Annotated in this window: 15 protein-coding genes and 3 pseudogenes; 17 read left to right on the forward strand and 1 reads right to left on the reverse strand. The window is 34.3% G+C overall.

Annotation, left to right across the window (positions count from 1 at the left end; all coding sequences use genetic code 11):
- Positions 1-269 precede the first annotated feature (269 nt).
- From ABDZ84_RS10035 to ABDZ84_RS10090, 12 genes and pseudogenes are all read left to right on the forward strand, one after another.
- On the forward strand, positions 270-494 hold the full coding sequence (locus ABDZ84_RS10035; protein ID WP_026680030.1) for a DUF1659 domain-containing protein: 225 nt from the start codon (positions 270-272) through the stop codon (positions 492-494).
- A gap of 39 nt (positions 495-533) precedes the next feature.
- A complete protein-coding gene (locus ABDZ84_RS10040) occupies positions 534-749 on the forward strand; it encodes a DUF2922 domain-containing protein (protein ID WP_026680031.1) in 216 nt (71 codons plus the stop codon).
- Between the two features lie 257 nt (positions 750-1,006).
- Complete coding sequence (locus ABDZ84_RS10045; RefSeq protein ID WP_080668622.1) at positions 1,007-1,147, forward strand: YvrJ family protein; 141 nt, start codon at positions 1,007-1,009, stop codon at positions 1,145-1,147.
- A gap of 455 nt (positions 1,148-1,602) precedes the next feature.
- Entirely contained in the window at positions 1,603-1,875 is a 273-nt protein-coding gene (locus ABDZ84_RS10050) for a DUF5344 family protein (RefSeq protein ID WP_026680032.1), read from the forward strand.
- A gap of 48 nt (positions 1,876-1,923) precedes the next feature.
- On the forward strand, positions 1,924-2,361 hold the full coding sequence (locus ABDZ84_RS10055) for a hypothetical protein (RefSeq protein ID WP_026680033.1): 438 nt from the start codon (positions 1,924-1,926) through the stop codon (positions 2,359-2,361).
- 177 nt (positions 2,362-2,538) lie between these two features.
- The gene (locus ABDZ84_RS10060) at positions 2,539-5,607 is read left to right on the forward strand and encodes a beta-galactosidase (protein ID WP_026680034.1); all 3,069 of its coding nucleotides are present in this window, start codon (positions 2,539-2,541) and stop codon (positions 5,605-5,607) included.
- Positions 5,608-5,896: 289 nt separating this feature from the next.
- Positions 5,897-6,517, forward strand: coding sequence for a YesL family protein (locus ABDZ84_RS10065; protein ID WP_026680035.1), 621 nt, complete (start codon positions 5,897-5,899; stop codon positions 6,515-6,517).
- An 18-nt stretch (positions 6,518-6,535) separates the two neighbouring features.
- Positions 6,536-8,794: a helix-turn-helix domain-containing protein gene (locus ABDZ84_RS10070; protein WP_051388255.1), complete on the forward strand. Its 2,259-nt coding sequence runs from the start codon at positions 6,536-6,538 to the stop codon at positions 8,792-8,794.
- A 194-nt stretch (positions 8,795-8,988) separates the two neighbouring features.
- Positions 8,989-9,822 (forward strand): annotated as a pseudogene (locus tag ABDZ84_RS10075) (alpha-L-fucosidase); the annotation flags it as partial.
- 146 nt (positions 9,823-9,968) lie between these two features.
- Complete coding sequence (locus ABDZ84_RS10080; protein ID WP_026680037.1) at positions 9,969-10,178, forward strand: hypothetical protein; 210 nt, start codon at positions 9,969-9,971, stop codon at positions 10,176-10,178.
- 515 nt (positions 10,179-10,693) lie between these two features.
- Positions 10,694-11,899 (forward strand): MFS transporter, encoded by a 1,206-nt coding sequence (locus tag ABDZ84_RS10085; protein WP_026680038.1) that lies wholly within the window; start codon positions 10,694-10,696, stop codon positions 11,897-11,899.
- Between the two features lie 273 nt (positions 11,900-12,172).
- Positions 12,173-12,625 (forward strand): hypothetical protein, encoded by a 453-nt coding sequence (locus tag ABDZ84_RS10090; RefSeq protein ID WP_034678519.1) that lies wholly within the window; start codon positions 12,173-12,175, stop codon positions 12,623-12,625.
- 160 nt (positions 12,626-12,785) lie between these two features.
- Here ABDZ84_RS10090 and ABDZ84_RS10095 read toward each other — a convergent pair whose 3' ends face one another.
- Complete coding sequence (locus tag ABDZ84_RS10095) at positions 12,786-13,238, reverse strand: DUF3888 domain-containing protein (protein WP_026680039.1); 453 nt, start codon at positions 13,236-13,238, stop codon at positions 12,786-12,788.
- Positions 13,239-13,583: 345 nt separating this feature from the next.
- Here ABDZ84_RS10095 and ABDZ84_RS10100 point away from each other — a divergent pair.
- From ABDZ84_RS10100 to ABDZ84_RS10120, 5 genes and pseudogenes are all read left to right on the forward strand, one after another.
- A pseudogene (locus ABDZ84_RS10100) lies at positions 13,584-13,906 on the forward strand (HIT family protein).
- A 111-nt stretch (positions 13,907-14,017) separates the two neighbouring features.
- A pseudogene (locus ABDZ84_RS10105) lies at positions 14,018-14,527 on the forward strand (DinB family protein).
- A 128-nt stretch (positions 14,528-14,655) separates the two neighbouring features.
- A complete protein-coding gene (locus tag ABDZ84_RS10110; RefSeq protein ID WP_026680040.1) occupies positions 14,656-15,189 on the forward strand; it encodes a cysteine hydrolase family protein in 534 nt (177 codons plus the stop codon).
- Between the two features lie 35 nt (positions 15,190-15,224).
- Positions 15,225-15,518, forward strand: a complete 294-nt coding sequence (locus tag ABDZ84_RS10115; protein WP_026680041.1) for a hypothetical protein — start codon at positions 15,225-15,227, stop codon at positions 15,516-15,518.
- A gap of 103 nt (positions 15,519-15,621) precedes the next feature.
- Positions 15,622-16,416, forward strand: coding sequence for an aminoglycoside phosphotransferase family protein (locus ABDZ84_RS10120; RefSeq protein WP_026680042.1), 795 nt, complete (start codon positions 15,622-15,624; stop codon positions 16,414-16,416).
- The last annotated feature ends 63 nt before the right edge of the window (positions 16,417-16,479 follow it).

Genomic DNA, 16,479 nt, shown 5'->3' on the forward strand with positions numbered 1-16,479 from the left:
ACTCCAAATTTGTAGGATGATTGGTACATAGGATATATTATCAGATCGTCATAAGCATGTAAATAAAAGCATCCTATTATGTGCAGATAATAAAAAAATCAATTATCCCTTTTACCTGTTGATATTATTTAATTCACATTCTCCCAGTTGGTTAAGTGACCCTCTCTTTTCTCTATGTCTAATAAATAACGTCACATATTTTTCTTTTCCTTTCATGCCTCCTTCTTACTATTCCATACGAATGTAAGGATAGAAGGAGGTGAAGAAATATGGCAACGACACAAATAATGGACTCTTCATTATGGTTGGTATTTGACGGAGGCTTGGATGAGGTAACTGGAAAATCAATCGTTAAGACAAAGAGCTTTAATAACGTCAAACCTACAGCAAACGCAGAACAGCTATATACAATAGCACAAGCGATTGCTGGATTGCAGCAGCTTCCGCTTCATTCCGTTGAACGTAAGGATACCTCAGCCATTGAGCCAGTCTAAGGAAGAAGAAGGTAACTAAGTAAGAAGGGAGGGAATACGTTGAAAAAACTAGAATTGAAATTTGCGAATAAAGAAGGAAAGACAGTAACTTATTCGATTGATCACCCCATAGTACCTGCAGACCCAACTGCTGTTAACGCAGCTATGGATGAAATTCTCAAACAAAATGCATTTTCGTCAAGTGGCGGGGAGCTACTTTCTAAAAAGAGTGCTCGAATAGTAGAACGGATTGTTGAGGAGATAGATATTAATTAACGGCACCAATCCGTAAAGAGGAAGAGAGCTGTACCAAAAGACAGCTCTCTCTCTTTCTAAACAATGGGAATACACGCTCTTTTTCATGATCAGCCTCAGCCTATTGTGAATACAAAGGTGTCTTTAGTCGGTTGTTCTTCCAGCTGGAATCTAGGTGATGCCAGTTATTCTACACGAAGCTGTTTATAACAGCCATTTTTTAAACGTAGTCTAGGCTATATTTTAATTTTCATTTAACTAAAAAGGAGGCTATGGCTATGGATCCATGGATAGCTTTTATTACAGATGTTGGCTTTCCGATAGCTGTAACATTTTATCTATTGCATCGGATTGAAGGGAAATTAAATGTTTTAATCGATTCCATTCATGCATTGCCAGAGCGATTAAATTATAAATAACTGAAAAACTTCGGAGTCACCAGATTCCGGAGTTTTTCATTATCCCATTAAATAACTATGATAGTCCAATTTTCCTACTTACTAGTCACAGTATGTCGATTAATAAGCGAATCTAGTACTTTTTTAACTTAGAAAATAAAAGGTAATCACTTATAATTTTAAGGGGGTTTATCCTACATATAACTGCCAGTAAGCCCCCGACCTCAAGCAATAAAGAGAAGCTAACATTGGTAAGTGAGATCGACTGCCAGTAAATGTTCGATTGCTTCAAGGTCTTTAGGTTATACCCTAGTGGTACTAACAATTAGTGTGGGATAAACAAAATCCCCCAACTGCTTGAGGTTTTCATTTTATAATACCGAGTACCTGTTGCATTACGTTAAGCAGTTAATTGTCTTCAACATATGAAGACAGTATTATTTTTGTGAACCAAAGAAGAGAGGATTATGTAATTCATGAATGAAGAAGTAAAAATCGAACGTGCACCTATTGATAAGGCATTATCAGAGCTTCAAGCTACCATTCAAAACTTTGAAAAGTCCTATACAAGCATGAACAAAGAAGATAATACAGGTGTTATTCTGCATAAGCTTGAAGAAATTAAAAACACATTTGAGCAAATCAATTCTTCCTACCACGCTTTAAAACATAATAACTCAAAAGCTACGAATCAAGCTGTGGAAAAAATGCAAGGAATGGACCATACCCAATCGACTTCTATGTATTGAGATAATGCTTTTGCGTAATATCTATTAAGCTTTTAAGGATGATGTACTATGTATAAGGTAATGCTTCTATTAATTGGAACACTACTAGTCATAATGGGCTGTAGTAATGATGATGCAAGCAAGATAAGTAAAAATGCTTCTCAAGTTAAACAAGTCTTAGAAGATAATTTAACCTATTCTGAAGATGAAAATATGGATAAGTATCTGGAGACAATTGTAGAAGCGAGTAGGGAAGATACAAAAAAACAATTAGAAGTATTTTTTAAGGATTATGATATTACGTATGAACTATTGGATTTTAAGGTAATAGAAGAATCGAATGATCGCATTGTAATTGAGGCAGAACAGCGGGCAACGGCATCATTTATTGCAGCTGGCGAATCGTATCGTGATCATATTGCACATATGGAGTATGTATTTGTCAATGAAAGCGATGGATGGAAAATTGCCAGCTCAACTGTGACGAAAACAAATATCATTAAATAGTAACGATATGACGTTAATTCACATTCTAGCTATCTAATTCGGTGCATGTAGAAGCAACATGCAATAAAAACATAGTTTACGATAATCACATATTTACAGTGCCTTACATCACATGTACGCTAATCATGTAAGTTCAAATCTGAATATTACAACGTTATGTGGATGGGAGCACGCTATATGGCAAAAACAATTATTTTTTATGATTATGATTTTCCTATAGATGGTAATAGACCAAATAGATCTATTTTGGAAGACTTAAATGGAACAATTGTAACTGCTAATTCATTGGAAGAAGCTCTTGATGATGATAAGGTAACTTGTTTTATTAATCTACATGGTTCATTTTTTCCTAAAAATGCTTGGAAGGCGATCTATTCTTATTTAACAACCGGAAAAGGTATGGTTCACTTTGGTGGCATCCCTTTTCGAGTTCCATGCTTTCAAGAAGACGGCAAATGGAAAAAAGAACGTGAACAGACTGCGTACCACCAACAATTAAATATTCACGAGGCTTTGCCAGTAAAAACGAAGCAGGTCACGCAATTACAATTCAATTACGATATTCCCATTTTTAAAGGAAAGGAAAAGCTATTTGCCATCCAAGATACATATAACTTTATCCTGCATGTTACCAAATCCAGTTCTTTAAAGGGAGAAATGGGTGCAGCAGGACCAATGGATGCTAGGATATTCCCTTTGCTACAAGGATTAACGGATTCCGGAAGAAAAGTAGCTGCTCCGAGTGTTCTGATTGAAAATAGAAACGGAGCGTTTACAGGCGGTCGATGGATATTTATCAATCAAAGGATGGATAAACGGTTTTGGAGCAAATTAGGAATTGAATTTTTGGGAGAATTAGCGCTATTTACTAGTCATGGTGTGACGGAGATTTCCTTGCAGGTGAACTATGCTACATACGAAAAAGGGGAACAACCGATGGCTAGCTTACAGATGGAGTCCTTTACCGATGTACCTGTCCAATGGGAGGTTAGATTAACAGTAAGTAGCAATTCAGAACCACTTTATACAGAGACTGTATCAATTAAAGCTAGTAAACAACGCTATAATCATTCATTTATTATTCCGATTACGATTGAACCTGGATTATATCATGTAAGTTGTTATATTGAGTCAGAGAACGGTGAGGTACGCTCACTCCATCAGGGATTCTGGGGGATGGATAAACAGCTCTTGGCTAGAGGGGAGCCCTTATGCTGCGATCGTGATTACTTCCATAAAAACGGACAACCTATGCCAATTGTTGGAATGACCTATATGACCTCAGATGTTGCTCGTTATTTTTTGTTTCTCCCTAATGCCCATTTATGGGATAACGATATGGCACAAATGAAACGTGCTGGGATTAATTATATTCGTACTGGAATTTGGACAGGCTGGCGCAATATGATGTTTATTGATGGATACATGGATGAAGCCGTCCTCCGAGCCATTGATGCCTTTATACTATGTGCTAAAAAACATGATATCGAGGTCACCTTTACGTTCTTTTCCTTTACTCCTGAGGCTTGGGACGGTGAGAATCCTTATCTTGATTCTCGTAGCTTGAAGGCGCAAACACGTTTTATTACGTCGATAGTTTCTAGACATGTAGAAACAACAAATATTAACTGGGACTTAATTAATGAGCCGTCTGTATTTGATCCCAACCGTCCATTTGCTGGTCCTAAAACTAGTCATGATAGCTATGATCGCAGAAACTATCAGAAGTGGCTTAAAGCACGGCACGGAACTGTACGTGAATTAAGAGAAAGGTGGAATGTAACGGAAGAAGAATTACCTTCTTTTGCAGCAGTTGAACCACCAGAGGCCTCTGAAATCAATTTTGGAATAAGGGATATGATGTCTGGGAAGAAAGGATTATGCTGGCTTGATTACACCTTATACACGATGGACATGCATAATAAATGGGTAAAGGAGCTAGCAAGTTCGATTAAGAACTTAGCTGGTGATCAGCTAGTTACTGTGGGACAGGATGAAGCACTTGGTGGATTGCGACCATCCCCATTGTTTTATAGTGAAGCCGTTGATTATACCAGTAACCATACATGGTGGTTTTTAGATGACTTAATTTGGGACGGAATATTCACTAAAACGCCTGCAAAACCTAATTTAATTCAAGAAACAGGAATCATGTATGTTGAAAATGCAAATAATCACGCCAAAAGAAGTGAGGAAGAATTACGAAATATATTAGAGAGGAAGTATGCTTATGCTTTCTCAACTGGTGGAGCGGGTGCAGTTCAATGGCTGTGGAATACAAACTACTTTATGAATAATATTAATGAATCAAATATTGGAGCAATACGTGCAGATGGGACTGAAAAACCAGAGGCAAATGTATCCTATGATTATGGAGAATTCATGTATAAAATAAAAGATTTATTTAGAGGTAGGAAGTTAGAGGATATTGCTGTAGTTTACCCATTTTCTAATGATTTCTCCAATCGTAGATATTCCATAAGGGCGACTACGAAATTAACACGTGTATTAGCTTATGAAATGAATATGCCATTTCGAGCTGTTAGTGAATATCATGTAGAAGAAATATTGAGCGATTTGCCCAAATTACTTATTATTCCAAGTCCACATAATTTTAGTTCAAGTACATTCGATACGATATTAACAATGGTAAAGGATAAAGGCGTTAATCTGTTATTCACTGGTGCAATTAGTATCGATGCATATTGGGGCCATACCTCTAGAACAGAATCGATTCTAGGTAAAACCAAAACACAAAATCTTGTTCGTGAAGAAATACTTGAAATGAATGGGCAGGATTACTTTGTATCGTTTGGGAATGAAAAGATTGGTGAATTGTTGAAAGAAGTAGATGTAGGTGGAAAGACTATGAAAGAAGTTCCATATGGAAAGGGTATGATTTACTGGTGTGGGTTACCTGTGGAGTTAAACGAACGTAATGAACCAATAATAGCTTTATATTCCTATGTTATGAGACGATCAGGAATACCTGAAGAGTTTCAATGGAATAAAGGAAACCTCCCCGGGATGTATGGAAGAAAATTAACCTTCAAACATGGTTGTTTATATATATTTGTATCAGAATGTTCGAAAGATATCGAAATAAAGATTACTGATCAAAAGACGAATACTAGTTATCTATTTTTACTCGAGTCAGAGCGTACTGTAATGTATGCAACGGATATGAAAGGTACTATAACAGCGGTATATCGACCTGAAGAGGTAGAAATTATAACGAAAAATTAGAATAGGAAATGTGTACGAGAAGGAAACGAATAAGGCTTAATTTCTAATAATTAAGTCTTATTTTTCTAAATATTATAATAAAAAGAAAGATTTCTATGCTATACTTGCTGAAAGGTGTTTTTTCTTGTCGATAGTTGTAAAGTAGAGCTATTATTCTATTTTAATTATTAATACATCCAATTATTTCCATTACGCCACTTGATTTGGTATTTACAAAAGAAGTTCAGTTGGGGATTAGGAGGGGTAGTTAGAAACAACAAGGTAAGCGTTTGCATAGGAGTGATATAAATTGTCTTTATTTAATGGTTTTTTACGATGGATATATGATTTTGGTAATTGGCTTTATAAAGTTATGTATTTACATATTTTATGGGTAGCTTTTACCTTATTAGGATTAATAGTATTTGGTGTTTCCCCTGCAACTACAGCCTTATATACAGTCATGCACAAATGGTATGAGAAGGACTTCGATATACCGATATTTAAAAATTTTTATGCTGTTTATAAACAGCATTTTAAGACTAGTAATGCATTTGGTATTTTATTTATGAGCATTGGGGCATTTATGTATATAGATATTGCCATATCGAAAAATTACATTCAATCCTTTTATTTTCATGCATTACTTTTATTTATTGGTTCATTATATGTTATTATGCTGCTCTATTTTTATCCTGTATTTGTTCGTTATAACTTAAAATTCCATCAATATATTAAACAATCCTTTCTTATTGCATTGGCCAGACCATTAGAAACAATAGCAATGATTATTAGTATTATTCTACTTTTATATGTATTCTATTTCCTGCCAATATTATTGGTTTTTGCTGGATCATCAATAATTGCTACACCTATCATGTGGTTTGCCCACCAAGCTTGTTTACAGATAGAGAATAAACAAATGAGTTAGTTTATAAGGGGGGAGATTATGTGGAGATATTGGAAAAAGCCTAGACTGTTATATAAATATATTATTTCTTATTTATTTATATTTCTTGTACCTTTTCTTCTTATGAGCATGATAATTTATTATAACTCGGTTTCCAGCCTACGAAAGGAAATAGAACAATCCAATATTAATAAATTGGAGCAGGTTGAAAACATAACCAATGAGCGAATGAAGGAGTTAGAAACATTAGCAGCGAGAATTTCATATGATCCAAGATTGACGCCATATATGTTTAGCCATAATTATTATGGTGGAGAGGCTATTGATGAATTAAACAAATATAAAGCGAATAGTTCCATCATTGAGGAATTGTTTATTTATTACCATAATGCAGAAACAATATATTCAACGCATGGCTCCTATTCCATCGATGCTTTACTGAATAATAAGTACCGTTTTAATGAATGGAAAAAGCAAGATTTACTAAATGATTTACATTCAACAATTCCGTTTATTAAGCCAATCGATCATGTTGTAATTAACGAGGATGAACATGAGAATATGATTGCTTATTTATTTCCTATTTCTCCTGGGAATCCAAGTCCCTATGGTACAGTCATGTATTTTATAAAAGAAAGAAAAATGACAGATCTTATTCAAAATATCCTTGGTGATTTTGAGGGGAATGCATATATTATTAATGAAGACAATCAAATTATTGCCTCCAGTATTAATGATGATTCTATAAATATAAAGAAAGTTGATTATGCTTCTTCAAGTAGAAGCGGAATTAACAATGTAACGATAGATGGTAAAGACTATTCGATGGTGTCTGTTAAATCCGATATGAGTAATTGGAAATTCATTACCGTAATGGATAGCAATCAATTTTTTAAGCGGTTGGGAAATACTAGTTTAATCGTTTTTATATTATTAGTTATTATATTTATTATAGGTTTTATATTGGCAATTTTACTTGGTAACAATCAATACAAACCGATTCGAAATATCGTTGAAATTACGAGAAAAGGAAAAAATAATACGCAAGAAATGGAAGGAGGTAATGAACTAGAAACGATAAGACAAACCATTACAAATGTATTTGAGGATCATCAAACCTTAAATGAGGCAATGTATATGCAAAAGCCATTTGCAAGGGATCAGTTTTTTGTAAAGCTGTTAAAAGGCGATATTCCGACTAAAGAAGAAATAGAGACTCTTTCCAAGGCATTACAAATAGACCTGAAGGGTGGTACCTATTTTGTTGGAATTATTTATTTCGATAAAGGAATGTTTCATGAAGCTAATATGTTAGAACGTGAGAATTTATTTAATAAATTGTCTGATATGTCATTTGAAAATGCTAATGCTCATGGAATAGATCTTTTATATAATGATGCAATGGCGGTGATTATCAGTATAGAAGAAAGCGCAAAGCAGCCTAGCGAATTACGAAAGCAATTAGTACTAGAAATTCGCCAGTTTATCAAGGAATTCTCGTTGATAGAGCCTACGATTGGAGTAGGAGGTCTTTATACGGAGAAAATACAAATAAATCGATCCTACATTGAGGCGCTTGCAACGATTGAATATAAATTCATAAATCCTCCAGGCAGTATTATTTATTTTGAGGATATTAGTCTAGAGCCAGAGCAGTCTCTTGGTTATCCAAAGGAAGAGCAGATAAAGCTTATTCAAAGTATAAAACAGGGTGATAAGGTTGTAGCAATTGAAACATTGCGTCACATTTTTTCCAAGTTAGATCATAATGATTATTCCATTCAAGTTTTAAAATGTATTTGCTTTGACATTATCAATACAATCGTTAAATCGATCTCGGAAGCGGGTTTGAGTAATAATATTCAAGATTTTAATCGGATAGTAGACTTTTATTCCATTGAGCAGTTACATACAAGATTGGAAACATTGGTCTTAGACATTTGCCAAGAAGTAAAAGGCAAAAAGGAAAGTCATAATGACCAGCTTCGCAATGATATTTTAGCGTATATTCAGGAAAACTATCAACACTATGAGCTGTCCTTGGAAAGTATTGCCCTAAAATTTAAGCTCTCTGTTTCTTATCTTAGTAGGTTTATAAAAGAGCAGACAGGGGTTACCTTTACGCAATACGTACAGGAACTGCGAATGGAGAATGTTAAAAAACAACTAAAGGAGACGCAACAGCCAATTAAAGATATCGTTGTGCAGGTTGGCTATAAGGATGTTGCCAATTTCACTCGTAAATTTAAAAAAATTATAGGTGTTACTCCAGGGCAATATCGTAAATTGAATAGATGAGTTTGAGTGTCTCCATCTATGAGAGGCAAACAGACATGCAAATAAGGAAGCTCCGAATTATAATCCGAGTAAAGTATTATCCGGATCGTAGTTCGGAGTAGTTTTATCCTACATATAGCTTACAGTAAGTCCCCCACTGATGGAAGTTTCACTTAATGCCTGTAATTAGCTATTGTTAAGCATATCAAAAATCACATACTTGGCATACTCCCTATTATTGGGCTCCGGGAATGGAGCAAGGGAGTAAAAGCTGGCGTGGACCAACATATAACCCAAAAGAATATCCTTGGCTATGGGATAAATATGTTCAATTTAACCACAATCAAATTATGGAATTAATGACGAAATATGGGGACATCGATATCCTCTGGCTAGATGCTGGATGGGTTGGTCATGAAAATCAGGATATTCGGCTCGATGAAGTCATAGAAAAGGCAAGAAAAATTCAGCCTTGGCTGTTAACGGCCGATCGAATGATGGGAGGAAAGTTTGAGAATTATATCACTCCAGAACAGACCATTCCAGATAATCCCATACATGTACCTTGGGAAAGCTGTATTACGATGGGTACTTCTTTCTCTTTTAAATATGAGGATACGTATAAATCCACGAAGGAGATTATTTATACACTGATTGAAGTAGTTGCCAAGGGAGGTAACTTAGCGTTAAATGTTGCTCCACAGCCAGATGGACGACTTCCTAAGGGAGCCATTAAACGAATGGAGGAACTTGGAGAATGGTTAGATATCCATGGAGAAGCAATCTATGGTACTAGAATGTGTGACCCTTATTATACACGCGAATTCGCTTTTACAAAAAAAGGAGAAACCACTTATTGCTTTTGGTTAGATAAGCATGAAGATAACGGACATGAAAAAGAGATTATCCTGCCCTATAACAAGCATGTACAACGTATAGAACACTTAGGCCGTGCATCCCAGCTTGATTTCGTGCAGAATGACAAAGGAATTGTTATCAAACTACCTATCAAGAAGGATAGTATAGTAGATGTGTTTCGATTAACGTAAGATCCCGTAGCATAAGGTATGATTTCATACGTTATGCTACGGGATCTATTTTTTTACAGTTAAATCTATTTCTACTTGATCCTTATTTCTCATTAGAACAAGTAATGCCTTGAGATAAATTCGTAGAATCCATTGAAGAAGATAGAGTGTTAACTGTCGATAAGAAAGAAATTATGATTAAAGAAAACCCATCTGTAGCTGTCTTTGAATGGAACGAAGATGAAGAAGCAAAAGAAGTCGCTTTAAAAGATAATAAAATTAATGTTCCAGAAGAAGGAGGGATATATATTTATGAAGTGAAAGCAAAATGGGAAAACGGAGAGGCTTCCTTTATATTTGATGTAGAAGTTAAATAAACGTGCAATAAAGTAAAAGCAACTACCTTAAAGGTTCAGAGACACTTATATGGTGTCTTTTTTAATTTTTTGTTAGTTTAAGTTCTGGAAGATGCTGTGTAGAGTTATAATATCTTCTTCGGCATTACTTTGTAAATTCCTAAATGTCAGTGGTGATGTTATATAACGATAATGTTGTCTAATTTACAATAAAGTCGTTTGAAAAACGCCAGGCATGCTATTCGAAAATCTCATCACATTGTTGAAGTTTGTAAAGACTGCTGTTTTAAAAAGGTGTATGGATTTGTAATCCAGATTCCGTTATACTTAGAATGGAATTTATTCTAATTAATCATTCGTTCAATTCGGCATTATTTGATAATATAAATTTCATACAATCTTTAGATCATTAAAATACATTTTGATAAATCTAAATCCCCCAAGGTTTATCTGTTAAATATAAAGGAGTTACATCATGGACAGTCCAATTTGAGAATCCCCGTTTTAGATACGAAATTTATTCTAAATTGGGGGATATAAAATTGAATAAAAATTTTCCTTTATTATTAACGGGGCAGTCACTTGCGAATATTGGTGATGTTCTCTATATGGTAAGTATTATTAGTGCGATCTTTGCTTTAACTGGGTCCGCAACTGCGGCATCTTTTGTCCCGTTTACAATTACGTCATCTATGTTTGTATCCAGTCTTTTAACACCTCTATTGATTGGGAAAGTGAACTTGAAGTGGTTACTGGCTGGTTCACAATTGGGAAAAACATTCTTAATAGTTGTATTAGGACTTTTGTTAATTGGAATATCTGAATCGAACTATTATCTGGTGTTTATCAATATCGTTGTCATCGCATTTCTTGACGGATGTGCCAATCCGATTAGACAAACATTGATACCACATTATGTGGAGCCGGATGAGTTAGTACGAGCGAATGGAATAGCTGAAACGGTAACGCAATTCATTCAGGCTACTATGTGGTTTGTGGGTAGTTTATTCTTAGTAATGATGAATTCACAACAGATCGTTTGGGTCGTTGGTTTCTTATTTGCAATATCAAGTATCATGTTGTGTTTTTTGGCAAATGTTGAACAACAAACAGTGGAACAGGAAAGCAAATTAGACCAAATTAAAAAGGGTTGGAACACTTTATTTCATACTCCTGTGTTACGAAAAATAGCATTAATGGAAGTATTGGAAACCATCGCAGGAACTGTTTGGATTGCTGCCATCTTGTATGTGTTTGTTAGTGAAGCATTACTTGTAGGTGAAAAATGGTGGGGTTTTATTAATGGTTCTTTCTTTTTAGGGTTAATAGTTGGAAGTATCTATTGTATAAAAAATTCTTCCGTTCTGGAAAGGAAGATGGGCAAGGTAATCTTTATTGGTTCCTTGTTTAGCTTTTTAATAACCATATTGTTCAGTATAACCAGTAATCCAACCATCGCTTTATTACTGTCATTTGGAATTGGATTATTTGGACAAATAAAGGGTATTCCACAGCAAACAGTAATCCAAACCAGTATTCCAAAGATAAAGCTCTCCACTGTTTACACATCCTTGGGAGCCGTTGCAACAGGTGTATTCGGAGTGGCATCCCTTGTTATGGGGATATTAGCTGACTTGCTCGGAGTCAGGATTGTTTTCCTTATTTCGGGATTATTGCTTGCTATTGTTGCTTTGATCGTGTATAGGAATAATCATTTGTTTGTTCAAAATATAGTCGAATAAAATTCTTTAAAATGTGGGTTCGGTACTTTTGGCGAACCCACATTTTCACTAAATGGTGGAAGGACATACGGTTAAAAATATTATGACTTTCATCCTCGATGAAAATATTAAAACATTATTTACCTTTCCACAAATGCGTGCGCTAATCGAATAGTGCGTCCTTTTGAATCGAGCCAGATATTGAAGAACCACTACCTGAAAAATCAGTCGTATTTTATAGGAGCGGGTTAATGAAAAAGAGATATGGTAATGTTAAATAACATAGGAGGAGAAATGGAAAGTCATAAATTTCATGAGTTTTTAAGAATAACAAGAAAATTAAATGAGATTCAAATTATACCATTGTTAATGGGGTCAGTTGGTTTAGAAGTTGTTACAGAAAAGAGCTGGGATGCTCAGGATTTAGATATTCATGTACCTGGTGATAAAAGAGGTTGGGAAGTACCTGCTGAAAAAGCTATTTTTGATTGGGATCGTATTGTACGGCTTATGGATTCTCTTGGATATTGTTTAGTAGATTTACATGAACATGAATTTTTAAAAAGTGGGTTATCAGTCGAGTTTGGCATCATTGATACTTTACCATCTTTCGCAGGAGTATTATTAGAGGGTATAGAAACACATCAAAAGGCAGGCGCAAAATTTTACTTATTAACACTGAAACAATATTTACGTGTACATGAAGCTTCATCTAAAGACAGTTATCGAGCAGATAAAAATAATTAAAAAGATATTCATAAAATAGAGTATCTAAAAACAAAAGCATAACTGCTATTTCATTAGGCGCAGTTATTGAATAAGTAGTGTTCAAGAATTGGGCCAGATTGTTGAGTTAGGAAGAATAATTCTCATATATTGAAAAAAGCACCAATTTTGGTGCCTTTAATTATTTCCTTGGAGTTGTAGGTTTTTGGTGTTCCAAGTTTAATTGTTCAACTTGCATCGTGATTAGATTATTATCTTTTAACATATTCTTATAGACAGGTGTCACACCAAAAGTTATCGCATCAGTTCCCAAGTGCTTACCGTCTTCAGAGTACGTTTTTACAGTAAATTTTATTAAATATGGATGACTTAACTCTCGTCCTTTTTCGCTTTGTTGCATTTCAACTACATCATAGTTTTTCGCCCACCAATCAAATTGGAAATGTATAGAATCCCGTTTGTAATAATTTCCCAAAGCATTGTGAATCTTGTTGTTGAATTGTTCTAACATAAAATGGTCAAAAACCTGTTCCATTCCTTTTGAATCGTGCTTGTGTGAATTTTCAGCTTGAACGGAATTGTAACCCATTAATAAAAAAGCAGATAATACAATTATGAATAGGCATTTCTTCATATTGGTAGCCTCCTTGAGGTTATTATTTTCAAAATGAAGTAGTACTATTCTCTAAAAGATGGTAAAAACGGTGTTTCAAAGAAAAGTTTAACCAATTTTTCATAAATAGGAGCAAGTTTTTCTAGAATATATGTGCAGCATAATTGTTTTAAAGCTATCTTCCATAAAAGGGCGCATTTCCGGAGCAAGGATATGTGCCTTTTTGCATGAAAAGGCACATATTCAGGAAAAACTTATTGTGTAAATTATGGAATTTTGAGATATTAATATTAAGTTAAAGGGTAGAATTGTCAAAGAAGGAGTTAGAAAAGTTAAATGAACAGCAGTATAGGAAGTTAGGTTATTATGACTAAGGATTTTTATTGTGATGAAGTATTAAGTGGTAAAACCCAAGTAAATAAGGTGTTTTAGATAGAAAATGTATTAACCTATTATCATACAAAATCTTTTTACCCAATACATATTGTTGCAATTGCTAAAAAACACATACCTTTTCTAATTACATTAGAAGAAAGTGATAATGGATTATTACTTGAACTACTGGGGGTAATTAAAAAGGTTGCGACTATGGTTACAGAAGAAGGCGGAGCTTGCAGAGTTATTACTAACATAGGAGATTATCAGGACTCAAAACATTTACTTGGTATATAGTCTCTGGAAACCATTGAGACAGTTACTAATCAAACAGGGATGATTGCTTAATAAAGTGATCGCTTTCTTACGTTTAACAAATAAAGTTTTTGTTTCTAGTCATTACGAATAAGAAAGAGTTTTATTCAGTGGAATTTAAGATATCAGAAATAAAAGACTTTACTCCTCAAATCGGACACTTGGTTTCACAGATGGATTACGCTAGAAAAACAACTTTAGAGGCTGTAAAAGGATTAACGACCTCAGAATTAGATTTCTTACCAAATGATGATGCCAATAGCATAGGAGCACTATTATTACATATTGCGGCTGTTGAAAAAGGATTTCAAATTGAGATTTTTGATGGTAAGAGTCCAAATGAGCAAGAGACGGCTGAGTAGGGAGACGCATATAGTCTAGGTGAAAAAGGAAGAAAAAATATAAAAGGGAATCGTTTAGATTTCTACATTGATAAACTTACTAAGGTACGAAAAGGAACTTTAAAAGAATTTTCCAAACGGAATGATGATTGGTTGTACGAAAATAGATTATGGGATAGCAATCCATCTAATAACTATTTTATATGGTTTCACGTATTTGAAGATGAAATTAATCACAGAGGTCAAATACGAATTATTAGAAAGATGTTAGTTAAATAAAAGAGTTGTTCCAGAAAAGTGCGCAATAACGGAACAAAGTTGTGCTAGAAATTGGCCATTTTGTGGAATAGGATATTGTGAGATTTATGATGAATTTGGAACATAGATTCCTAAAGGGAGGTATGGATATGACAAAAAAGGTATTACTAATTATTGATGTTCAAAATGGAATGTTTCAAGAAGAAAATGTTGTCTTTAATGGTGATAGGTTAATAAAAAACTTAAATGATTTATTAAAAAAAGCACGATTAACAAAGACACCAGTTTTTTATATTCAGCATAATGCACCTGTTGGAAAACCTTTAGAATTTGGAACAAAGGGGTGGGAAATTCATTCTGAGATAGCTCCAGAAAATGAAGATATAGTAATACAAAAAGCAACTCCAGATTCATTTTTTAATACATCTTTGGATGAAAAGTTGAAAAAGCAGGGGATTGAACATTTATACATTGCAGGGATTCAAACGGAACTTTGTGTAGATATAACATGTAGGAGAGCTTTTAGTATGGGATATAAGGTGACTTTAGTTTCAGATACACATAGTACCTGGACTTCTAGTGAAATTACTGCACAACAAATTATAAACCATCATAACAGAGCCTTAAATTGGTTTGCAGATGTTTATCCTAGTAGTGAGATTAAATTCAAACGGGCCATTTAGTTGATATTGAATTTTTAGAGAGAATGGGGATTGATATGAACCAATTATACTCATCATTGAAAAAAGCAGGTTTAATTTTCACAAGAGATATATTCCAAGAAGAAGAGGAGTTTATTCTTCTTGAAACAAGGAAAAATGGCTCATCAGAAGTTGATATTACTACATTCGAATCCCTTTTCCAAGATGTAAAAGAAAATCCGACATATAAAGCCTTGTCTGGCTCTCATACTTTTAAATTGGATGGAGTGCAATATACTATGACTGCTAAGGATATGGGCTATCAAAAGTACTTTGACCAATGGAAAGAGCAAGGATTGTTTAATTTCTAATCATTAATCGGGTGCTTTCGCGGAATAAGAAATGCGCACACTATTGTTTACTATTCCTGTTTTTCAGCATTCTGATTGCAAGTATTGGTAAGGAGGTAAAAACGTGTTCGATATAAAAAGTTACTCAACGTTTAAGAAAATCAAACCTGTAAACAAAGGTTGGTCCAGTGACAAAAAATACTATATTGAAACGATGGAAAATGAAAAATTGCTACTCCGTACAACTGATATTTCAGCATATGATACAAAGAAACATGAATTCGAAATGATGAAAAGAATAGCAGAATATAATCTATCTATGTCGTATCCTATTGAATTTGGTATTTGTGACAATGGAAAAAGTGTGTATTCACTTTTTAAATGGTGTGACGGTGAAGATGCTGAAATTGTATTACCCAAGCTTGCCAATATTGAGCAATATGCAATAGGTATGAAATCAGGACAGATATTGAGGAAGATACACAGTATACCAGCGCCAAATGAACAAGAACATTGGGCAACTCGTTTTAATCGTAAAACAGACAATAAAATAAAAAAATACAATCAATGTGGCATAAAAATAAATGGAGACAATAATATATTAGACTACATTGAGACGAACAGATATCTTCTTGAGGAAAGACCGCAATGTTTTCAACACGGTGATTATCATGTTGGGAATATGGTTATTTCGTCAGAAGGAGAGTTGAGTATAATTGATTTCAACCGTAATGACTACGGTGATCCATGGGAAGAATTTAATCGCATTGTATGGAGTGCTGCTGTCAGCCCGTACTTCGCCACAGGACAACTTAACGGTTATTTTAATGGAAGACCTCCCGTTCAGTTTTTTAGACTTTTGGCTTTCTATATAAGCAGCAATACATTATCTTCAATATACTGGGCAATCCCTTTGTGACTGCTAAACTAAAGTAGACAGTTTCCGCTAGATTAGAAGAAACACTTATTTACCCAAATATAC

This window comes from Virgibacillus salarius, assembly GCF_039521925.1.
GTDB classification, from domain to species: Bacteria; Bacillota; Bacilli; order Bacillales; family Amphibacillaceae; genus Virgibacillus; species Virgibacillus salarius.

Excerpts from the sequence above, each read along its gene's own strand:
- ABDZ84_RS10035 (WP_026680030.1), top strand. The coding sequence starts at position 270 with ATGGCAACGACACAAATAATGGACTCTTCATTATGGTTGGTATTTGAC.
- ABDZ84_RS10045 (WP_080668622.1), top strand. The coding sequence starts at position 1,007 with ATGGATCCATGGATAGCTTTTATTACAGATGTTGGCTTTCCGATAGCT.
- ABDZ84_RS10050 (WP_026680032.1), top strand. The coding sequence starts at position 1,603 with ATGAATGAAGAAGTAAAAATCGAACGTGCACCTATTGATAAGGCATTA.
- ABDZ84_RS10055 (WP_026680033.1), top strand. The coding sequence starts at position 1,924 with ATGTATAAGGTAATGCTTCTATTAATTGGAACACTACTAGTCATAATG.
- ABDZ84_RS10060 (WP_026680034.1), top strand. The coding sequence starts at position 2,539 with ATGGCAAAAACAATTATTTTTTATGATTATGATTTTCCTATAGATGGT.
- ABDZ84_RS10070 (WP_051388255.1), top strand. The coding sequence starts at position 6,536 with ATGTGGAGATATTGGAAAAAGCCTAGACTGTTATATAAATATATTATT.
- ABDZ84_RS10090 (WP_034678519.1), top strand. The coding sequence starts at position 12,173 with ATGGAAAGTCATAAATTTCATGAGTTTTTAAGAATAACAAGAAAATTA.
- ABDZ84_RS10095 (WP_026680039.1), bottom strand. The coding sequence starts at position 13,238 with ATGAAGAAATGCCTATTCATAATTGTATTATCTGCTTTTTTATTAATG.
- ABDZ84_RS10110 (WP_026680040.1), top strand. The coding sequence starts at position 14,656 with ATGACAAAAAAGGTATTACTAATTATTGATGTTCAAAATGGAATGTTT.
- ABDZ84_RS10115 (WP_026680041.1), top strand. The coding sequence starts at position 15,225 with ATGAACCAATTATACTCATCATTGAAAAAAGCAGGTTTAATTTTCACA.